This is a genomic window from Bacillus sp. FSL R5-0523, assembly GCF_037975295.1.
GTDB lineage: Bacteria > Bacillota > Bacilli > Bacillales > Bacillaceae > Bacillus > Bacillus subtilis.
In genome coordinates this window covers 1921862-1941320 of the sequence record NZ_CP150251.1, presented here as the reverse complement: position 1 = coordinate 1941320, position 19459 = coordinate 1921862, and the positions used below count along the sequence as shown (strand labels likewise).

26 protein-coding genes and 1 pseudogene are annotated in these 19459 nt (G+C 40.0%); 6 read left to right on the top strand and 21 right to left on the bottom strand.

Going from position 1 to position 19459, the window contains the following annotated elements:
- Positions 1–22: 22 nt before the first annotated feature.
- From NYE53_RS09755 to yneK, 3 genes are all read left to right on the top strand, one after another.
- On the top strand, positions 23–169 hold the full coding sequence (locus NYE53_RS09755; protein ID WP_003221237.1) for a small acid-soluble spore protein P: 147 nt from the start codon (positions 23–25) through the stop codon (positions 167–169).
- Positions 170–249: 80 nt separating this feature from the next.
- Positions 250–642, top strand: coding sequence for an outer spore coat protein CotM (gene cotM / locus NYE53_RS09750; protein WP_015251997.1), 393 nt, complete (start codon positions 250–252; stop codon positions 640–642).
- A 234-nt stretch (positions 643–876) separates the two neighbouring features.
- Positions 877–1305, top strand: a complete 429-nt coding sequence (yneK, locus tag NYE53_RS09745; RefSeq protein WP_003231580.1) for a DynA interaction protein YneK — start codon at positions 877–879, stop codon at positions 1303–1305.
- 30 nt (positions 1306–1335) lie between these two features.
- On the opposite strand, the gene NYE53_RS09740 is transcribed toward yneK, so the two are convergent.
- The 3 genes from NYE53_RS09740 to ccdA all read right to left on the bottom strand — a co-directional run bounded on the left by NYE53_RS09740 (position 1336) and on the right by ccdA (position 3064).
- Entirely contained in the window at positions 1336–1827 is a 492-nt protein-coding gene (locus tag NYE53_RS09740; RefSeq protein ID WP_148961712.1) for a CcdC family protein, read from the bottom strand.
- A 78-nt stretch (positions 1828–1905) separates the two neighbouring features.
- A complete protein-coding gene (locus NYE53_RS09735) occupies positions 1906–2268 on the bottom strand; it encodes a response regulator (protein WP_003245707.1) in 363 nt (120 codons plus the stop codon).
- Between the two features lie 88 nt (positions 2269–2356).
- Complete coding sequence (ccdA, locus tag NYE53_RS09730) at positions 2357–3064, bottom strand: cytochrome c-type biogenesis protein CcdA (protein ID WP_251188433.1); 708 nt, start codon at positions 3062–3064, stop codon at positions 2357–2359.
- Positions 3065–3283: 219 nt separating this feature from the next.
- Between ccdA and ynzD the strand changes: the two genes are divergently transcribed.
- On the top strand, positions 3284–3457 hold the full coding sequence (ynzD, locus tag NYE53_RS09725) for an aspartyl-phosphate phosphatase YnzD (RefSeq protein ID WP_010886518.1): 174 nt from the start codon (positions 3284–3286) through the stop codon (positions 3455–3457).
- Between the two features lie 73 nt (positions 3458–3530).
- Here ynzD and NYE53_RS09720 read toward each other — a convergent pair whose 3' ends face one another.
- From NYE53_RS09720 to yneA, 6 genes are all read right to left on the bottom strand, one after another.
- A complete protein-coding gene (locus tag NYE53_RS09720; protein WP_003221221.1) occupies positions 3531–3749 on the bottom strand; it encodes a YneF family protein in 219 nt (72 codons plus the stop codon).
- Between the two features lie 85 nt (positions 3750–3834).
- Positions 3835–4281 (bottom strand): sporulation inhibitor of replication protein SirA, encoded by a 447-nt coding sequence (gene sirA, locus NYE53_RS09715; RefSeq protein WP_003231591.1) that lies wholly within the window; start codon positions 4279–4281, stop codon positions 3835–3837.
- A gap of 152 nt (positions 4282–4433) precedes the next feature.
- Positions 4434–6437, bottom strand: coding sequence for a transketolase (tkt, locus tag NYE53_RS09710; protein WP_003231593.1), 2004 nt, complete (start codon positions 6435–6437; stop codon positions 4434–4436).
- A gap of 168 nt (positions 6438–6605) precedes the next feature.
- Complete coding sequence (locus NYE53_RS09705; RefSeq protein ID WP_003231595.1) at positions 6606–6839, bottom strand: DUF896 domain-containing protein; 234 nt, start codon at positions 6837–6839, stop codon at positions 6606–6608.
- A 63-nt stretch (positions 6840–6902) separates the two neighbouring features.
- Positions 6903–7556, bottom strand: coding sequence for a recombinase family protein (locus tag NYE53_RS09700; RefSeq protein ID WP_015714011.1), 654 nt, complete (start codon positions 7554–7556; stop codon positions 6903–6905).
- A gap of 18 nt (positions 7557–7574) precedes the next feature.
- Positions 7575–7892: a cell division suppressor protein YneA gene (gene yneA / locus NYE53_RS09695; protein ID WP_339248399.1), complete on the bottom strand. Its 318-nt coding sequence runs from the start codon at positions 7890–7892 to the stop codon at positions 7575–7577.
- A gap of 149 nt (positions 7893–8041) precedes the next feature.
- Between yneA and lexA the strand changes: the two genes are divergently transcribed.
- Positions 8042–8659: a transcriptional repressor LexA gene (gene lexA, locus NYE53_RS09690; RefSeq protein ID WP_003238209.1), complete on the top strand. Its 618-nt coding sequence runs from the start codon at positions 8042–8044 to the stop codon at positions 8657–8659.
- Between the two features lie 352 nt (positions 8660–9011).
- Here lexA and NYE53_RS09685 read toward each other — a convergent pair.
- A pseudogene (locus NYE53_RS09685) lies at positions 9012–9289 on the bottom strand (hypothetical protein).
- Complete coding sequence (gene fosM, locus NYE53_RS09680) at positions 9198–9632, bottom strand: FosM family fosfomycin resistance protein (RefSeq protein WP_070549066.1); 435 nt, start codon at positions 9630–9632, stop codon at positions 9198–9200. The pseudogene NYE53_RS09685 and the gene fosM overlap by 92 nt, the downstream one beginning before the upstream one ends.
- Positions 9633–9839: 207 nt before the next feature.
- On the opposite strand from fosM, the gene NYE53_RS09675 reads away from it, so the two are divergent.
- Positions 9840–10289 (top strand): YndM family protein, encoded by a 450-nt coding sequence (locus NYE53_RS09675; RefSeq protein ID WP_339248397.1) that lies wholly within the window; start codon positions 9840–9842, stop codon positions 10287–10289.
- A gap of 26 nt (positions 10290–10315) precedes the next feature.
- On the opposite strand, the gene pghL is transcribed toward NYE53_RS09675, so the two are convergent.
- The 10 genes from pghL to NYE53_RS09625 form a co-directional block, all read right to left on the bottom strand.
- Entirely contained in the window at positions 10316–11074 is a 759-nt protein-coding gene (gene pghL, locus NYE53_RS09670; protein ID WP_021479204.1) for a gamma-polyglutamate hydrolase PghL, read from the bottom strand.
- Between the two features lie 223 nt (positions 11075–11297).
- Positions 11298–11612, bottom strand: a complete 315-nt coding sequence (locus NYE53_RS09665; protein WP_031314944.1) for a membrane protein — start codon at positions 11610–11612, stop codon at positions 11298–11300.
- Positions 11613–11701: 89 nt separating this feature from the next.
- The gene (locus NYE53_RS09660) at positions 11702–13342 is read right to left on the bottom strand and encodes a YndJ family protein (protein ID WP_339248395.1); all 1641 of its coding nucleotides are present in this window, start codon (positions 13340–13342) and stop codon (positions 11702–11704) included.
- On the bottom strand, positions 13339–13956 hold the full coding sequence (locus tag NYE53_RS09655; protein ID WP_339248393.1) for a DUF4166 domain-containing protein: 618 nt from the start codon (positions 13954–13956) through the stop codon (positions 13339–13341). Before NYE53_RS09655 ends, NYE53_RS09660 begins: the two co-directional genes overlap by 4 nt.
- A gap of 4 nt (positions 13957–13960) precedes the next feature.
- The gene (locus NYE53_RS09650; protein ID WP_339248390.1) at positions 13961–14767 is read right to left on the bottom strand and encodes a hypothetical protein; all 807 of its coding nucleotides are present in this window, start codon (positions 14765–14767) and stop codon (positions 13961–13963) included.
- Positions 14768–14913: 146 nt separating this feature from the next.
- On the bottom strand, positions 14914–16128 hold the full coding sequence (locus NYE53_RS09645) for a Ger(x)C family spore germination protein (protein ID WP_336154825.1): 1215 nt from the start codon (positions 16126–16128) through the stop codon (positions 14914–14916).
- Positions 16118–17209, bottom strand: coding sequence for a spore germination protein (locus NYE53_RS09640; protein ID WP_336154823.1), 1092 nt, complete (start codon positions 17207–17209; stop codon positions 16118–16120). Before NYE53_RS09640 ends, NYE53_RS09645 begins: the two co-directional genes overlap by 11 nt.
- 29 nt (positions 17210–17238) lie before the next feature.
- Positions 17239–18801 carry a spore germination protein gene (locus NYE53_RS09635; protein WP_339248388.1) on the bottom strand — a complete coding sequence of 521 codons (1563 nt, stop codon included), beginning with the start codon at positions 18799–18801 and terminating at the stop codon, positions 17239–17241.
- A gap of 293 nt (positions 18802–19094) precedes the next feature.
- On the bottom strand, positions 19095–19283 hold the full coding sequence (locus tag NYE53_RS09630; protein WP_021479214.1) for a hypothetical protein: 189 nt from the start codon (positions 19281–19283) through the stop codon (positions 19095–19097).
- A gap of 37 nt (positions 19284–19320) precedes the next feature.
- Positions 19321–19443: a hypothetical protein gene (locus NYE53_RS09625; RefSeq protein ID WP_015713998.1), complete on the bottom strand. Its 123-nt coding sequence runs from the start codon at positions 19441–19443 to the stop codon at positions 19321–19323.
- Between the last annotated feature and the right edge of the window lie 16 nt (positions 19444–19459).

The window sequence follows — 19459 nt, the reverse complement described above, 5'->3', positions numbered from 1 at the left end:
CTTTTAAGGAGGTTCTCAATTTATGACCAATAAGAATACAAGTAAAGATATGCATAAAAACGCCCCTAAAGGACACAATCCCGGACAACCCGAGCCTCTAAGCGGAAGCAAAAAAGTAAAGAACCGAAACCATACAAGACAAAAGCACAACTCAAGCCATGATATGTAAGAAAAGCAGACCTTAGTGTCTGTTTTTTTATGCGTTCACCCATTTATAATCCACCGCATATGATGTTAAGCAAGGTTGATATGTGGAGGAATGCTTCCATGAACCATTCAAAACGCAACGATGCGAATGATTTCGATAGTATGGATGAATGGCTTCGGCAATTTTTTGAAGACCCCTTCGCCTGGTACGACGAAACATTGCCTATTGATTTATATGAAACAAGTCAGCAGTATATTATAGAAGCGGATCTGACTTTTTTACAGCCTACACAAGTAACAGTTACCCTTTCTGGATGCGAGTTCATCTTAACTGTCAAATCGTCAGGACAGACTTTTGAAAAACAAATGATGCTTCCTTTTTATTTTAATGACAAAACCATTCAAGCCGAATGCGAAAATCAAATACTCACAGTCGCCGTCAATAAAGAAACAGAAGATGGCTCTTCTTTTTCTCTTCAATTTCCTCTCAGCTAAACATAAAAAGTCACTTTCATCCCCTATTATGAAAGTGACTTTTTTTTCCGTCCATTTATCGTCAAATACCCTCTAGTGACTCTCCCATGGCCAAATAGCAGATTCACTATACAATAGAATATGATCTACTATCTCTTTTGACTAGACGTCTATCACTTTTTTCTATTCTTTTTTTACTGTGTTCTTCTAATCTCTCTTCGTATACAATATGGTTAGAATAAGGGGGAATGCTTGATGCTGGAAGGATGGTTTTTATGGTTTATTCTGTTTTGGGTGATCATGATGGTAGTCTTATTATCAATCGGCGGTTTTTTCATGTTTCGAAAGTTTTTAAAGCGTTTACCAAAAGAGGACGGCAGATCAGAGCTTGATTGGCAGGATTACTATATTGAAAACAGCAGACATTTATGGAACGATGAAAACAAACAGTTTCTAGATGAATTGACTGCGCCGGTGCCAGAGCTGTTCAGAGATGCAGCAAAAGCCAAAATCGCAGGCAAAATCGGTGAGCTTGCATTAAAAGAAAAGGTAGCAAAGATTGATCAGCAACTTATGATCAAAGGCTATATTCTCGCAACTCCTAAAAGAGACCATACCTTCTTAAAAAGGCATCTGCGGGACAAAAAAATCGATTTGGAACCTTATCAGACCCTTCTCAAATAAAAAACCTTTCCTGACAAGAGGAAAGGTTTTTTAATTCATTTGAATATTAGCTGACTGCAGCTCGTTATGAAGTTTTCGATATGATAAATACATGGCGATTCTCCAAGGCACAATCATACCGAAAGCCAGAATCCAAAACATTCCGCTCAGTGCACCATAATCGATTGATGTGCTCAAGATTGATTTCATCACAATTCTGATCACCAAAAGACCGACTAATATAAAAACAAATGCTTTAGAGCGTTTCATGTAAATTTCATTATTTTTAATTTCGAACTTAGAAGTTTTGATTAGAAAAATAGAGAAAATCACACCTAAAGTGAATGCTTCCAAAAACTCTGCACCAGTTACCCAAAATACTGGAAATAAAAACATTAACGCTCCCGTACTCATAAAAATCGGCGGAAGAATGATTTTTTTTGGTGAAACAGGCTTGTCAGAGGACTTTATTCTGACCACCATCACAGCTACAGCCATTAACACAGCAATAATCGATGAAACTATAATCATCATATTTATCATTCCTTTGTTTCTCGGAGTGTTGATACTATATACTATACTCCAAAACAATAAAAAAAACCATTTTGAAAAGAAATGACTTTAATGTCCCATAACGCGGCTTACAGCTTCCAGCACTTTTGTTTCCTCAAACGGCTTAACAATAAAATCCTTTGCCCCCAGCTCAATTGCTTCCGTTACAATTCTTTGCTGGCGCATGGCGGTGCACATGATGACCTTCGCTTTAGGATCAAAGGTTAAGATATCACGAAGCGCTTTTATGCCGTTTTTCACCGGCATTGTAATATCCATTGTCACAAGGTCCGGTCGCAGTTTTTTATACAGGTCCGCTGCTTGTTCACCGTCCGCCGCTTCGCCTGCGATTATGTAATTTGCCTCTTCCAAGATCTCTCTGATTTTCACTCTCATGAACTTGGCGTCGTCTACAACTAAAACTCTTGTCATATTCCCCTCCAACAATCGATTTCCACAGATAATAGTCTTATTGTACCAAAAACAAAAGGATTAGTAGTAGTACGAAAGTAATTTACCGTCAAAAACCAGTAAAGCCTCCAAAAAGATCTGACAGCAAAATAATGATCAGGCTCATCCAATTAAAGAATAACAGCACACCAATCACAATCATCAAAACGCCGCCAGCTTTCATAATGAAAAGCTGGTTCTTCCTTATCCACTTCAGCTTTGTGATAAAAAAAGACAATAAAAGAAACGGTACCGCAAAACCGAGTACATATAACATCATGTATGGCACCGCTGAACCCGGATTGGTGCCTGCAAGTGTGATAACAGCAGCTAATATCGGACCGGTACATGGTGTCCATCCAGCTGCAAATGCCATTCCGATTAAGACCGACCCTAAAAACCCGGTTGGTTTATGCTTAAAATGGATTCTCCGCTCTTTCATCATAGCCTCAGGCCGGAACACACCGAGTGTAATGAAACCGAACAAAATAATAAGCAACGCGCCAATTTGCCGAATCGCATCGTGATAATCCCTAAACAGGCTGCCAATAAAAGATGTTCCATAGCCTAAAGCAATAAAAATGACTGAAAAGCCAAGCAAAAAACACAAAGTATGAAACAGGCTTCTTTTCTGCAGCAGCAGCTTTTCTGTTTTTACATCGTCCATGCTGACCCCTGTAATATATGACAAAAAAGCTGGATAAAGCGGCAGGCAGCAAGGCGAAATAAAGGATAAAAACCCCGCACCGAATGTCAAAAAATAATTCACGTCTCCCATGTCATCATCCCTTCATGATTTGACATTCCTTCAAGTTATGACAAAATCATTTCATTTTTTTAACACTTTCACTTGAAGGATTTCTATTTTCAGAAAAAACTTATATAATTTAATTTGACATTGAGACATTATACTCCTTCTCATTTGAAAATTAGTATAAATATGGATATAATATAAACATTCACTTTGAAGATCTAATGTATGAAAGGATACATCCCTGTGATTAGAGAGCATCTATTAAAAGAAATTGAAAAAAAAAGAGCAGAGCTGCTGCAAATTGTCATGGCGAACGGAATGACATCTCATATTACGATAGAGCTCAGTCAGGAGCTTGACCATCTTCTCATACAATATCAAAAGCAGCGCCTTCGAGCAGTAGCGGGTGATGAATGATTGCAAAATAAAAAACCCGTATAAGGGTTTTTTATTTTATAACCATGTTTCTCTATATCATAATCTTTACGTATTATTTCGTTTGATTATTCATGGCTTTCATCATTTGATTGATTTTCTTCTGAGAAGGTTTCATTCCCATTTGCATCATCATCATGCGTAACATTTGTTCATTAATAGGCGGATTCTTTTTCAGGTAGCTCATCATATATTTACGAGCAATAAAAAACCCGAGTGCAACACCTATGAGCAATGCAACAACGCCCACTAGGATGCCAACCCATAAAGTCATTTTATTTCCTCCTTCATGTTGTCTAGTTTAAAGTGTACTAAACCAAAAGCTATTATACAACATTTACATCTCTTTTTCTTCGGTTTTAGACAAAATTTCTTTCTTTCACCGGATTTAGCCATCCGTAACGCTTCGAATTGAAATCCATTGCTAAAAAGCAAGGGCTTACTTTTCTTAACACTTCAAAGAATATCGTTTCTGCCTCGTAATCTCCCGAAGCCACAATTTCTATCATGTGCTCCTTCATCATAAACGTCGCGTGGCCTTTTGCTTTCGGCAAAGCTATTCTATAAATATAATCCAGCTGCCTGTAATCCGTCTTGTTTAAATTCATTTTTAACCGCTGATGCATATGTAAAATCGGGATTGGTTGTGTAATATATTGAATCTGTTTCTCTGTCATTTCATACTGCTGCTTTTCAAGGCTTGTCCAATGATAGTCTTGAAACAGCTCAAACATAACCGATTCCCGGCCGAAATAGTGATTGGCAAATTCCTCTTTGATCAGGTACGTATAGTAGTGACGTTCCATCTTTTCATCCCCTTTTCCAGCAGCATTTCATTTGCTCTCTATTATACAAAAGAAGAAAAGAAAGAATTGTCTATTACTGTTAAACAGCCAATACTATTTTTGTCGGATAAACAAGAAAAAGAGGATGATTTGACTCATCCTCTTTCAAAAGCTTACTTATTGATTAATGCCTTAACTCGATTCACTACGTTCGGAACTGAGAAGCCGTATTCGTTAATGATGGTTTCACCAGGAGCAGATGCACCGAATCGGTCTATGCCGAGAACGTCACCTTCAAGCCCTGTGTATTTGCCCCATCCAAATGATGAGCCCATTTCAATTGCAAGACGTTTTTTCACATCTGCAGGAAGGACTTCGTTTTTGTATTCATCAGATTGTTTCTCAAAACGGTCCATTGAAGGCATGCTGACAACAGAAACATCGATATTTTCTTTTGCCAATTCAGCCTGCGCTTCAATTGCAAGACCTACCTCTGATCCGGAAGCGATGAGAAGAGCATCAGGTGTTTCGTTTTTAGATTTAGAAACGACATATGCACCTTTTTCTACTCCTGCCAATGCTTCTTCAGATGTTTGATCGATGGTAGGAAGGTTTTGACGTGTAAGCACTAGCGCTGTTGGGTGGTCAGTGCTTTGCACTGCAAGCTTCCATGCTGCTGCTGTCTCATTGCCGTCTGCTGGACGGATCAAAGAAAGGTTAGGCATCGCACGGAGTGAAGCAAGCTGTTCAACAGGCTCGTGCGTCGGACCGTCTTCACCTACCGCAATACTGTCATGTGTGAAGACATATGTCACAGGAAGGCCCATTAACGCTGCAAGGCGAATCGCAGGACGCAGGTAATCAGAGAAGACAAAGAAAGTTCCGCCGAATACACGAAGACCGCCATGAAGCGCCATACCGTTTAAGGCTGCACCCATCGCAAATTCACGTACACCAAACCAGAAGTTTTTGCCTGAGTAATCAACCGCTGTAAAATCACCGGCATTTTTAATAGTCGTTTTGTTCGATCCCGCTAGGTCAGCAGAACCTCCGACAAAGAAAGGAATTTTTTTCGCAAGTCCGTTGAGAACTTCACCGGAAGATGCACGGGATGCCAGGCTGCTTCCTTTTTCATACACAGGAACCTCTTGATCCCAGTCCTTCGGAAGCTCTCCTTTGATTGCCAGTTCAAGCTGTTCAGCAAGTTCAGGATAAACTTCTTTATATTTAGCGAATTGAGCATTCCATTCTTGTTCTTTTTTCTCACCTGATTCTTTAACAGCTGCAGCGAAATGCTCATAAACTTCTGACGGAACGTAGAAGTCTTCTTCATATGTCCACGCATAAGCTTCTTTTGTTAATTTGCTTTCCTCTTTACCAAGCGGCGCACCGTGAACACCGGATGTACCGGCACGGTTAGGTGAACCGAATCCGATTGTCGTTTTCACTTCAATTAATGTAGGTTTCTTTTCATTTTGGCGTGCTTTTTCGATAGCCGCTGTTAATTCTTCAATATTGTTTCCATCCTCAACATAAAGAACTTCCCAATTCATTGCTTCAAAACGCTGTTTCACGTTTTCAGAGAATGAACGGTCGAGGTCTCCATCAAGAGAGATGTCATTAGAATCGTATAGTACGATCAGACGGCCAAGCTGAAGATGGCCTGCGAGTGAAGCGGCTTCAGAAGAAATACCTTCCATTAAATCACCATCACCGCAAATACTGTATGTATAATGATCGACTACGTTAAATGAATCGCGGTTGTATGTTTCCGCTAAATGGCGTTCAGCAATTGCCATACCGACTGCCATGGCAATTCCTTGGCCAAGCGGACCTGTTGTAGCATCAACACCGGCAGTATGTCCGAATTCCGGATGTCCTGGTGTTTTGCTGCCCCACTGGCGGAATCCCTTAAGATCTTCAATACTAAGATCAAACCCGCTTAAATGAAGCATGCTGTATAATAGTGCTGACCCGTGTCCAGCAGATAAAACAAAACGGTCACGGTTAAACCAGCCAGGGTTTGCCGGACTTACGTTCATAAATTTTGTCCACAGCGTGTATGCCATTGGAGCGGCCCCCATCGGCATCCCTGGGTGACCAGAATTTGCTTTTTCAATAGCGTCTATTGACAGTGTGCGAATGGTAGCAACTGATTTCTTTTCAATTGTATCCATAAAAATCCCCTTCCTTATGTGTTGTACCCTTACATCATAAATGTCTGACGACTTTTTCTCAACTGTTTCAGCTTAAATTTGAGAGAAACTTGTTGAATTTTGTCACATAAGAGTTTTGATTATAGTATATGCAAAAGAGGAATACGATATTGCCGTATTCCTCTTATATTAGTGAAGTTTGTTATTTCTTTGTTCTCTTTTTAGCTTTTCTGGTGTAACATCATTGCCTTCTGGGTCAATGATTTTCACACTTTTTAACGTGTTCTTCATAGAAGAACGAAAACCTTTCAAGTACTCTTGACGGAGCTTTTGCTGTTCGGCTTTTTCTTCTTCTGTAATAACGCCAGCTTTAGCTTTGGCAGCAAGTTCATTAATTCTGGCAATTTTCGCGTTTGAAATCATGTTAAACTCCTTTATTGCATTTTGTCTATATAGTACTAGATCAAAAAAAGTTTTACAACTGATTCACTCTGCTGTCTCTTCATTCTCTATGTATTCCTGAAAACGCCGGTGAACGGTTGCTTTAGAGACATCATAGCCAAACCCTCTTAGGGTAGCCGCGATTTCAGCAAACGTCAGTTTATTCGCTCTCAGGCGGACGATCTCTGAGATTGGCACCTCTATTTTTTCTTTTCCACTGTTCCCATGTTGGTTTTTTAAGTTTTTTTGCGGTTTAAAACCGTTTTTTACTGCACGTTTCATTCCCCGTCTGATTTTCATGTTGTGAATCTTTCGCTGATACTCTTCCACAATGCTGACGATTTCCAAGACCATTGAGTCAGCCTCCGATAACTCCAGTTCACCTCTATGAGCCGTTGTATAGACTTTCACACCTTCTCTATAAATACAATGAAGCAGTGCGATTTTTGCGTTTCCCCGTCCGAGCCTTGTCTCATCCTGAACCAAAATGACATCAATTCCAGCGTTCTTAATCTCATCAAGCAGCTCAAATACACCATCCCGATCCATTTCATATCCGCTGGCTTTTTCTGAAATCACTTTGACCACTTCCATGCCGTTCTCCGCTGCAATGGCCGTAAGCTCCTCCTCCTGCCGCTTTAATGACGTTTCCTGCTGTTCTTTATTTGTGCTTACGCGGGCATAAATGAGTGCTTTCATTTTATCTCTCTTTCCTCTCTATCTTACAGTTGCTAATTCATATGCATCCTGATGCTTCTTTTTCAATGGGATCACTAACTCATCACCCGGCTGGATATCAGAGGTTTGAAGTTGATTTTTATCAGCTACCCATTCAATAAAATCATTTTTGTTTATCTTTTTTGTATCTGCTACCTGATCAGCAATTGACCAAAGTGTGTCGCCTTGCTGGACTTCTATTTTAACATACTGATTAAGCTCTTGGTCGCTGCTTGTATATGACAGCATAAGGATAACCGCGCTCAAAATCACTGTGAACAGACCGACAAAAATAATAGATTCTTTACTCATGATCATAACCTCCAACAGGAATGTTTGTTCGCATTTTTATAATTTCAGTATATACGAACAAACGTTTCTGTCAATTGTTTTTTCGAACCTATGTTTGTACTGTAAGGAAAATCATGCTATAATCTTCTTAAAATCGACGTTTTGAGGTGCGAAAAATGACGAAGCTATCAAAAAGGCAACTTGATATCCTCCGTTTTATTAAAGCAGAGGTTAAATCAAAAGGATATCCGCCTTCCGTGAGAGAGATCGGAGAGGCTGTCGGGCTTGCGTCCAGCTCTACTGTCCACGGCCATTTGGCCCGCTTGGAAACAAAAGGGCTGATCAGACGGGATCCGACAAAACCAAGAGCAATAGAAATTCTTGATGAAGAAGTAGACATTCCGCAAAGCCAGGTCGTTAATGTACCAGTCATCGGTAAAGTCACGGCGGGATCTCCTATTACTGCAGTAGAAAATATTGAAGAATATTTTCCGCTCCCTGACCGCATGGTTCCTCCAGACGAGCATGTATTTATGCTGGAGATTATGGGAGACAGTATGATAGATGCTGGTATTCTCGATAAGGACTATGTCATCGTTAAACAGCAAAACACAGCGAACAATGGGGAAATTGTAGTTGCGATGACAGAAGATGATGAAGCAACTGTAAAACGATTCTATAAAGAGGATACACACATTCGCTTGCAGCCTGAGAACCCAACGATGGAACCTATCATTTTGCAGAATGTCAGCATTCTAGGGAAAGTGATTGGCGTGTTCAGAACCGTCCATTAATCTATTGATCTATCAGATGCATGAAATAACCCCCTTTTCCTTTACGGAGAGGGGGTTTGTTGTTCAAAAAAAGCAGGCTCGCCCTGACTTTTGGGTGCGAGCCTGAATAGGAGGAAAAAGAACATCATGTTTACACCATAATTATCCACCAAACAATTGTTGAAGTCAAGAAATTTTCTTTCCTTCAGGAAACTTTTGTTCAAAATATGTACGTTTAGAATATTAGACGCTATCTTCTTAAAAACGTTTCATTTTTTAGGTCGTGGAAGGATGCGGTTTTATATTTATTAAAGGGCGAGGCAATTGATATAACTGAAAATTTAGTACATAGTTTAGGTAGTTCAACACTCTGTTAAAACAGCTTGCTTTCTTCATATAAAATGTAATATGTATTTCAATTTCACCTGCACCCAATCACTTGTGCAGTTCAAAAGATATGGCATCGTTGAACTAATCGGGTAGAAACCTTCCCCAAACATAAAGTCTCCACCAACACCCTTCTTTCAATTTAACCTTATATGAAATATGGTGTGTGATATCAAAAGGCCGTTTCATCATAAAAGTGCATATGGTTTTTTTCTTGTTTGTAATATCGAAGCCTGTCTTGAAGGGTTCCGGTATGAAATTCAAATTTGTGGCCGTCAGGGTCGGTAAAATAAATTGATTTTCGATCGCGTTCATCTCGTTCTCTGCCAGGCAGAATATTGACATGAAGTCTTTTTAATTTAGCTGATACCTCCTCAAATTCATGATCTTCAATTGTAAAAGCAATATGGGTATAAGAAAGCTTAATGTCATTTCTCGGGATGTCTGGTTCTTCATTAAGCGCTAGCCAGATGCCGTTCATGTCAAAATATGCAGTTGTTCTTCCCTTTACCAAAAGCTTTGCATCAAACACTTTTTGATAAAAATCAATCGATGTATCCAAATGCGAAACTGAAAATAGCAAGTGATTGATTCCTTTTATCTCCACAAATCATTCCCCCCTTGAAAGCTGATCATCCACATATACGTCTTTTTTCATAAGAAAGTTTCATACTGCTGAAAAAAAATACCAGTGTAAACAAAAACGGACTGTTTAAAATAGTAACATGACCATTATGAATGGTTTTGAATTGCATTATTTATCATTTGTTTACGTCCAAGAATTTTCTTCAAAAATAACAAATTAGGTGGTCAAATGAAACATATCATTGCGCTTGCTTCAAAGATTGCTTTCACTCTCGCCCTTTTATATGTGATATTGGACAGAGTCTATCACGCATCCTTTTTAAGTGTGATGTTTATTGCACTTTTCTTAGGTTTTGTTTCCTATCTTTCTGGTGACATGCTCATCTTACCCAGAACAAACAATATTACAGCTTCATTGGCTGACTTTGGCCTTTCATTCGTTATTCTTTGGGTATTTGTTTTAACCCAAACAAGAAACGATTTCTCACCATTTGGAGCAGCTCTCCTTTCTGCTGCCTGTCTTACTGTTTTTGAATACTTTTTTCATCGGTATTTACTGAAAAATGTACTTGATGAAAATTTCCGAAATGAACTGTCAGCGAGAGATAACACGTTGCAGTATCAAACGGAAGCCGCGGACGAGCTGTTTCCCGAAACGAATGAGAAGCATAAAAAATAGGAGGCTGTCTTATCGCCTCCTATTTTTCAGTAGCTATTTTTGAGAAAACGGAACATCACTTCTGTAAACTTATAAAACCTCTCATTTTGAGTAACAGCTCTGCTTTTTAAAGAAAAGATGCCGAACAAAGACTTTCGAAAGCCAGTGCTCATTTCTATCTGGATACTTAAACCTGTTTTTGATTTATTTGCAATGTTATTCGGACTAACACCCGCATGTGGATGGTCCGTATTGAGCAATACAGCAGGAAAACCGGCATGCTGCAATTTCTCAACTAAATCTGCCGCTCTTACGCGATCTGTACCGCCGACTTCGATCTGCTGATCTTCTTCTGCGTACCCGTGTAATGAAATGACATATTCATGATTTCCCGTCATTTTAAGGGCCCGAGGTTCATCAAAGTGCGTGCTCGTAATGTGCAGGACTGAGTTTCCTGTCGATTTTAAGCCTTCAAATAAATACATCGAGTACTCTTTGCTGAGCTCTCTCGCTACTTCACTTGTCCCGCCTTCAATACCTCCTCCGTGAATAGCTAAAACAAGAACAGGGCTTCCGGTTTCTTTCGTAAAAATGTCGTAATCAGAAGGATCTTCATTGTTTTTTAATTCCTCAAAATTCTGATATACATCTTCAGCATAAATTGAAGAAATCGGAGTAAATACCATAAAAATAAACAATAATTTTACAATTTTAATAGTTGATGGAAAACGTTTGGCTATGTTACAATCAACATGCTTCAAGGAATGGAGCAAACGGCGGAGCAGGGATACTTTGGCCGGTTTCATCTACTCCGCCTCTAAGTCCAAATCAACAGGATGTAGGTCTCTTTGAGGCTTTAGCACGAATTCTCTTGTCCTCCTTGTTAAATTTTTGTTAAATTCACAATATTATATACCATTAGCCCGGGCGCTGTTCTTCTCATTTTTGAATTTATGAAAAGTAAGCTGGCACCACCTCCCCCATTTCCATACAAAACAAAAATGCACCTGCCCTTTGGCCTGTGCATTTTTATTTTCTCTTCATTCTTCGTTTTTTTGCTTGATTTAATTTCATGATGTTTTTTTCAATTTTTCTTATGTTTCGCCTTTGCGGGATTGTTTTCATTTCATAATAAACAGAAATAAACCCGCTTAATGTCACTGCTGCAATATAAAGGGCGCGCTGTTTGATCATCCGGTCAGCGTGTCCATGATCATTCGCTTCTTTTTCCATCCTTTCGATCACAGCTTTATCAAACAGCTGATCGACATACACTTGTTTCATTCCCACTGCAAACCCCGCAGCCAGCCAAAGAATCAGAAATAAACTGATATAAAACACCATAAACCCTTCCTTTCCTGTCTTGATGCGGCGCAGAATTTTTTTAAAACAGTGCATCTATTACAACTGGCAGACGAAGCTTCTTCTTTGTGTTAGGTTCTTTCAATAGGCTGGTTAATATGTGTAATGCTGTAATGAACAGTTAGAAATTTTATTCCAAACAGCCACATATGATGAACAGCGGTTAATTTGTTGTCATGTGCAGCTTCTATCAGAAAGGTTTCAGATAAAGGAAGCGGACAAGTTCCCGCTCTTGTTTGCAGATAAATTCCCTCATCCCCCGCTCTGCTTTTTCTCCGCCTGCTTGTTAAAACCAGCTTCTCCTGATGATGATATGGTTTTAAAATACCTGTCATGCTGCTGAATGGAAGCGGCAAAGAAATATTCATATACCCCTCTCCATTTGAACGGTACATTGAATATAGCGCAGTAAAAATGGTTTCGTTTTTTTCATTTGTTCTAATCCAGGCACGAACTCTTTCCCTTCCGTCTTTTTTCGAAGGAACACCTTTTATCTTGCTGTACATCCTATACCAGTCAGGGTTCGTCGAAAGATGTATTTGGCCGATTCTTCTGCTGAACCATTCGTAAATAATTGCAAGCGGCCAAAACCACGTGCTCCATGTTACTTTTGCTTTAATATTGTATTCGATGGTTTGTTCATAAAACGAAAGAATGAGTGGCGCCAGTTTTTCTGGTGAAAAATCTTTTGAACGCAGGCTGTCCATATCATCCACAAGTCCGCTGTACCGAGCGTTATTTTCAGCTTGAATGTTAGCTAAAAATTCTTCTCCAATCTTTCTTTTTCCGTAGATACGGCTGAATGTCTTTACACTGTCTGCATCAAAAGGCTTCGGATCCTCTATTCTCCACCCTATGAGAGCGGGCAAGATAACACCAAACGCGTTGACAAAACCGTGAATCCAAATCATCTGATTGATGGTCAATGTAACTTCTTGCCGAAATACACCAAATGAATAAATCATCGAGAAAGCAATCGTTATCATTAAAACAGCGGAAGAAAGCCGAATAAGAAATGTCCCCATCTTGGTGCGAAAAGCTGCCGTGAACACCAAAAATGCATGAAGATAAATCGCCGCCATATAAATGCTAACCGCAATGACATCAAGTGTTTTTGAATATGTGATGCCCAGTGCGATAAGAAGGGGCGAAAGCAAAATCACCCATGTTATCCAACTATACAACATCCGATGTTTTCTAATGGTTCTGCCGAGTAAGCCGTTGAAGATCGGGATCAGAAAAGCAGAATAGTGAAAGTGGACAGCAGTCAGCAAAATGATGAGAGGGCCAAATTGCATGATCTGCAAATGGGCAGCATAAGCAAAAAACCAAAATCCTCCTCCCGCCAAATAAATAAGACCGAACAAAACTGATGTCTCTTCGATTCTATGTATCTTTGTTTCCCAAAGGCGGAGGATCGCATACAATGCAATAAAAACTGTGTACATCCACCAGATTAGCGCGAAACCTCCAACCTCCGTCACTAGAGCCAGCACCGCAAAGAATGCGGCTGCCGGATAGCACTGGATTAGCCCATATTCCATAAACTGAGCAGCACGAACCGGCGATTGACGAAAAACAAAAGGGAAAATTCCCGGCACAAAAAAAAGAATGGATAACAAAACGAGTGCCTCTGCCACTGAAATATCCGGTGCTTCCGCTGCAAGAAATCCTATAAAACAAAGCGCACTGACTATGCCATTTCGTTTCATGATTCTCTCTCTTCCTCCTGAAACGTTCCTTTATAAAAGAAAAGAGTGCCAAGAATTGTATTTTGCACATGCACTTCAATGGTGAAACAATTCTTTTTTTCATCAAACGTTTCGCAAACTACGGATGTACCGGTCAGCCATTTCGGCAGCGGGATTCTTTTTCCGCATATTAATAGCCATTGCTTTCCCGATGTGATCGTAAGAGAGCCGTCATGAGATGCCTCGAACGTCAAAACAGACAGCAGCAGATGAGGTTTGCCGAAGAAATCAAGTATTCTATTTTCTTTCTCGTCATATATCATTATCGCGTCAAAATAACGTTTTTTGCCTTTAAAGAAAAATGTACGCTTCCATTCTATCCCTGTATGTTGCGATTTCAAAAGACAAGTTCTATTTTGTATTGTAAATGGAATGTCTTTGCCTCTCTCAGAAAAGAAGCATCTGAAAAAAACACCCAGCTTTAACAGCATTCTAACCAGAAAAGAGCTTCCGCTTATTTCTGACATCGTTCCCGTCCCGCTGAATGTATGAGACCCGTCTAATTGGTACCGTTTCTGCAGCTTGGGATGCAGCAAATGATAGTTAATAATTGATTTTTCATAAATCGAACTCACAATGTCACTTCTTTCTCTTTCGTTTTGTGCGCCTGGCACTGGGGAGCTGCAGGCTAAGAGCGCCGCTTGCAGCGGAAAACACACTCAATAGAACCCACATGAATATTTCGGAACCTAGACAAGCAAACCCAGCAAAAATACAAGCCTGGACACCATGAATGATCCATTTTCTTTTTAAAGGAATCAGCCACAAAATAGCTAAGCCTATCTCCGCTGTTCCTGCCAATATGCTTGTCTTAACACCTGCAAAGCCTTGATAGAACCAAAACAGGCTGAAAAACAGACACATGAACACATAGATGATAGCGGATCGAATGAAGCGCTTCGGATGTTTATTTTGCTCAACCCAAAGCCTTAATGCATCAAAGCTCCAGGCAGTCGCCCAGCCAAGCAGCGGTCGAAATAATAAACGATCGATCCATCTTCCCGGCAGTCCGTAGGCTGTTTTGTATTGGTACTGTGTTAAAAACGTCATTTTCCCATTTTCTCTCTGTATATACTTCCAGTAGCCGCTTCCATGCCGAATCAGAGATAGTGGATGATCAGAGCCAAAAGCCAGTGAAGAAGACCTTTCAGATGAACATTTGTTGAAAACACCGACGGTTTCTCCAGTACCTGACACCTTTAATCCAAAGCCTATTTTTGTTTCGTAAAGAAACTTCTGTTTTTCGCATGGTTGTCTATTCAAATACGTAATATTTGAAAACCGGAGATCCCATTCCTTATGCAGTGATGGGTTTTGTGTATATTCCCAGAGTGTATCCAGATCAGATTTCATTTCGATTTCTACATAAATCGGTTTCTGCCTCACAGCCCCTTCTCCCTTCTATTTCAAGCAATTCCTATATTAGCATATTGGTCGATTTGAAAAGTGTATATCTCTCCAAAAAAAGTATCTTTATCCTAAAAAATGCATAAAAAAGAGAAGAGAGGTTTCCTTCTCTTCCTTGGGATTCATTACTGAGTTTTAACCGTGCCGTAATGAGTAATTGTGACGTTCACACTATATGTGATGTCGGCTTTACTGAAGGTGTCATCCCAGTTATTTTTCACCCTTTTCCATAAGTGAGGATATGTAAGTCTTAAAGATTCATCAAAACCCGCAACATCTGCTTTATAATCATGCTGGATTTTTTTTAATACATGACCAACTATTTTCTTTACTTCGTTTTCAATAGTCGTTTCGAGACGATCTATAAACTGGGTGTCCAACGCCTCTTTTGTGTTCCAGTTTTCAACCAAATCGCCTTCTGATTCAATATCGACATGGAATGAAATATCCGTCCCTTTTACGATTGGATGAATTTTGCTTTTGATTTTATTGATATCGTACGCTAACGTCTGTTGGCTCTTTTTATCATGGCTTTTGACAACCCCGCCTTTTCCTTCCCCTCTAATCCATGTAATCCCCTCAGTTTCATATTCATTTAAGGTGCCGATCATTTTTTTCGACTTTCCGTTAATTACAGCTGCTCCGGCATACTTGATCGCTCCATTCGCTGCGACCACATTTTGCAGTAAAAAGCTGCTGCCAGAATGCAGTTTTCCAATTAGTTTCGCGAGTGTCACAGGGGAAAGAATTTTGGAAACTTTATGTTCATTTTCACCTAATCCAATCAGCCGAAAAGCCGGAATTTCTCCGTTCTCTTTCAGCTGGAGAGCTTCTCTTGCTTCCCCTTTAGCAGATAAAACAAGACAGCTTAGCCTGATTTCATTATCACGAAAAAATTGATCCAGCATTTCGTCGATAGGAAATGTGTGCAGCACATCTTCACTCATGACAACAACTTTTAAATGCGGGCTAAACACTTCTCGGTCCCGCCTTAGTGCAACCTCACTTCCGATCTGCTGTAATGAATCCCCTGTTTCACTAATATTAATATACGCTTTTTGCGCTCCTTGTCCGCTACCGCCTCCCCCGCCAGTGCCCGCGCCTGCCGCTTTTTCATTAACAAATTGATAGGTCAGCGTAATGTTGTCTTTTTTCGGATAGCTCCCGCCCTCTTCTTTTAACTCTTTTTCAGTGTTCGTTTCTTTTCCTTTATCAATTGCGATAGCGAATGTGAGACCCAGATCTTCTATTTCTCGGCTGCTCCAGCATCCTGTTACGCAAATCATCAGCAAACATACCATGACCATAGCAGGCAATTGACGTTTTAGTTTACTTTTCACCTCTTTTCCTCCATTTCGAAATGACTAACAGCAAAATCGGCAATGCGCCAAATATATACAAAGCGATATGACTTACCGTATCGCCCAATATAAAGACGTCATTTTCATTTTTCGGCATGCAAGAGAGGATATAAATAACAGGAAGCAGCCCAAACATACATGAAAGGGGTTTCTTTTTAAAAACTTGTGAGACTCCCAGGGAAGCTGCATAAAAAGTGATAATAAACGTGGCAAAAAGCTGCATAATCCAAATCACAAGCAGAAATGATTCAAACCGTTCAAATATTAAACCAGGTATTTCAAAACTTCTCATCAGATCAAGCCCCGGCCATGTTCTCGTCACAACTCCCTCAACTGATAGTGCACCGATGACCATAATCAGTGTAATCATATAAAAACTGGTCACAACGCTTGTTCCGATCACAACTGCTTTCACCGCATTTTTCGGCTTTTTCATAAATGCTACTAAAATAAACATAATTTCTGAACATGTAAATGAAAGGTTCGTTGTCTTTACTCCTCTAAGAACCGGCATGATTCCATCACCTAATACAGGGCGCAAATTGTTGATCTCAAATATGCCTAAACTCATGAGGGCTATCGTTAAAAAGATGATGACCGTAATCGGAAAAATCATTTCAAAAAGCCGTGCAATCGGATCTAGGCCTTGTGTAATTGAATAAATCCCAATCCAAAGAACTGTCATAATGATGGCCCAAGACGGTGTCCCTTCGAGGAGAAAAAAATCCACGATTTCGGACATGACTCTGACTTCAAATGCACCGAGTGCCAGAAAATAAGTAATAAAAACAATACTGATCAGATGCCCGAGCCATTTTCCTACAATATGTCGGGAGTATTCATAAAAGGTCTCCTTAGGATACTGCTGGCTTAATTTAACGATAATCATCCCGGCTATTACCGCTAGGACCCCGCCTAATAAAATTGAAATCCATCCATCAGGAGATTGTGTTTGTTCTGTTACTGTCCGAGGGAGCGTAAGAACTCCGGCAGCAAGCATATAATTAATGATGATAATCGTTGCCTGAGCGGTTGTGATTTTACTGGTTGGGCTGAACATGAGACTTTATCACCATCCTGTCGAGTTCATCACTTCACCCGTTTTGTATTATCTGTATTCATCATTTTAGGCCGGCGCTTCATAACTAAAAGAGGCATTCTGATAACAAAGTCTTTCCAATCTTTTAATTGATAGGGCACTGCCGGACTTGCGTATGGCACACCAAAGCTCTTTAGTTTTACGACATGGCTGCTTAGCAGCAGATAATACATAATGACTCCAAACAATCCAAACACCGCCGCACAAAACATCGCGCCAAACCGAAGCATCCGAAGTGCTATACCTGTGCTATAATGCGGGATGGCAAATGAAGAAATTGCTGTGAGCGCAACAACAATGACCATGATTGGACTGACAATCCCCGCCTGCACAGCTGCTTCCCCGATGATTAATCCGCCAACTATGCCAATTGCGGGTCCAATCGGTTTTGGCAGACGAAGCCCCGCCTCTCTTAAAATTTCGATCGCGACTTCCATAAATAAGGCTTCTATGAGGGATGGGAACGGAACACCTTGGCGCGTCCCGGAAATTGAAATCGCCAGCTTGGTCGGAATTAACCCAGGATGAAAAGAAATAAATGATATATATAAAGCGGGTGCAAATAACGTTATCATTGCTGCGATGAACCTCAGCAATCTGATGAGCGAGCTCGGGAACCACCGTTCATAATAATCTTCAGGCGATTGAAGCATCATGCTGAAAGTGACTGGAACAATCAAAGCAAACGGAGTGCCGTCAAGCAGAATGGCTACTCTTCCTTCCATTAGTCCGCTTATGACGCGATCAGGACGTTCTGTACTCTGTACTTGCGGGAATGGGCTCAAGTAATTATCCTCAATTAACTGTTCAACGTAGCCTGACTCCGGCAAATGATCGATCTCAATCCCTCTCACTCTTTTTCTTACTTCCTCGACTACTTTTGGATCTGCAATGTCATTCATATAAGCGATGATTAAATCCTTTTTTAATCGTGTTCCTACTTCAAATCTCTGCAATGTTAATTGATCATTTTTTCCTTGCTGTCTCAAAAGAGCTGTATTCGTACTCAACTCTTCTGTAAAGCCTGTGCGCGGCCCTCTGACAAGCGCTTCTGAAAGCGGCTCCTCGATACTTCGATTTTGTTTTTTTACAGTTCCCAGAAGAAAGGCCTGCGGTATTCCATCAATGAGAAGCGCTGTCGACCCCATGAAAACATTCAACACGATATCACTGATTTTCTCTGATTCTATGACATCACCGATTGATACGAATTGATTTTTTATCTGTTTCGAAGTTAAAATACCTTTGCCGGATTGAGAAATTTCATCGCTTACCTGATTAGGTTGATTCATGACTAACACTGATAGTCCTTTATTAATCAAGTCCTGATCAGACAGTCCTTCAACAAAGATCAATGCCGCTTTCACATGTAATTGAGTGATTTCAAGCTCACGGAAATGAACGTCCCCGTTATGTCCTATTTTTCTTTTTACATGTTCTAAATCGCATCCGATGTTACCGGTTAACACATCCTGATCCTGCTTTTCAGCTGTCGAATAATCTGATTTATGCTGCTTCTGTGTTTTGTACTGATTGTTCCGCCACCTCATCATTGCACCTTCTTATACATGAATCCAAGTAAACACTTTATAGATTACATATGGAACGAGAAATACTACTAACGCTTGAAACCACACATTCCAATCAGTAAGTGTTGATATCATGTTATCCATCTGTCATTTCCCCTCTCTCTAATAGGATTATTTTTCCCGTATACCTATTTTTTATGTTCGTCTTTTTTCTCAATAAAAAAAACATGATGAACATTTCATCATGCTTTTAAAGAAATCAACCTGACCATTTTGCATAATTAACACAAAATGAGCCTTTTAGCAGTCTGGGAAAACTAAAATTCCAGCTTGAAGCTTTCTGCCTGATCTGAAACTTCCACAGGAATCCCCATTATCGTTTTCGGTTTGGAAACGTAAACATAGCGCATTTCTTCCTCTAATTGCTGAAACGCTTTTTCACTAACTAAAATTCTGGCCGGCTTCCCTGGACTGTTATCAATGGCTGCTTTGATTTTTCCAAGCATAAAAAACCTCCTGTTTTAGAAAATGGCTCATTTACTATTAAAACAAAAATCGCAAAATAAATTGGCTGAACAGGAATTCCAGTTCAAACATAACAGTTGCGGCTGAGCAAACAAGCATGAACGAAATGACAACATACACGTCTCTCTCTTTCTCGAACATGCAGAATTCTCCCATT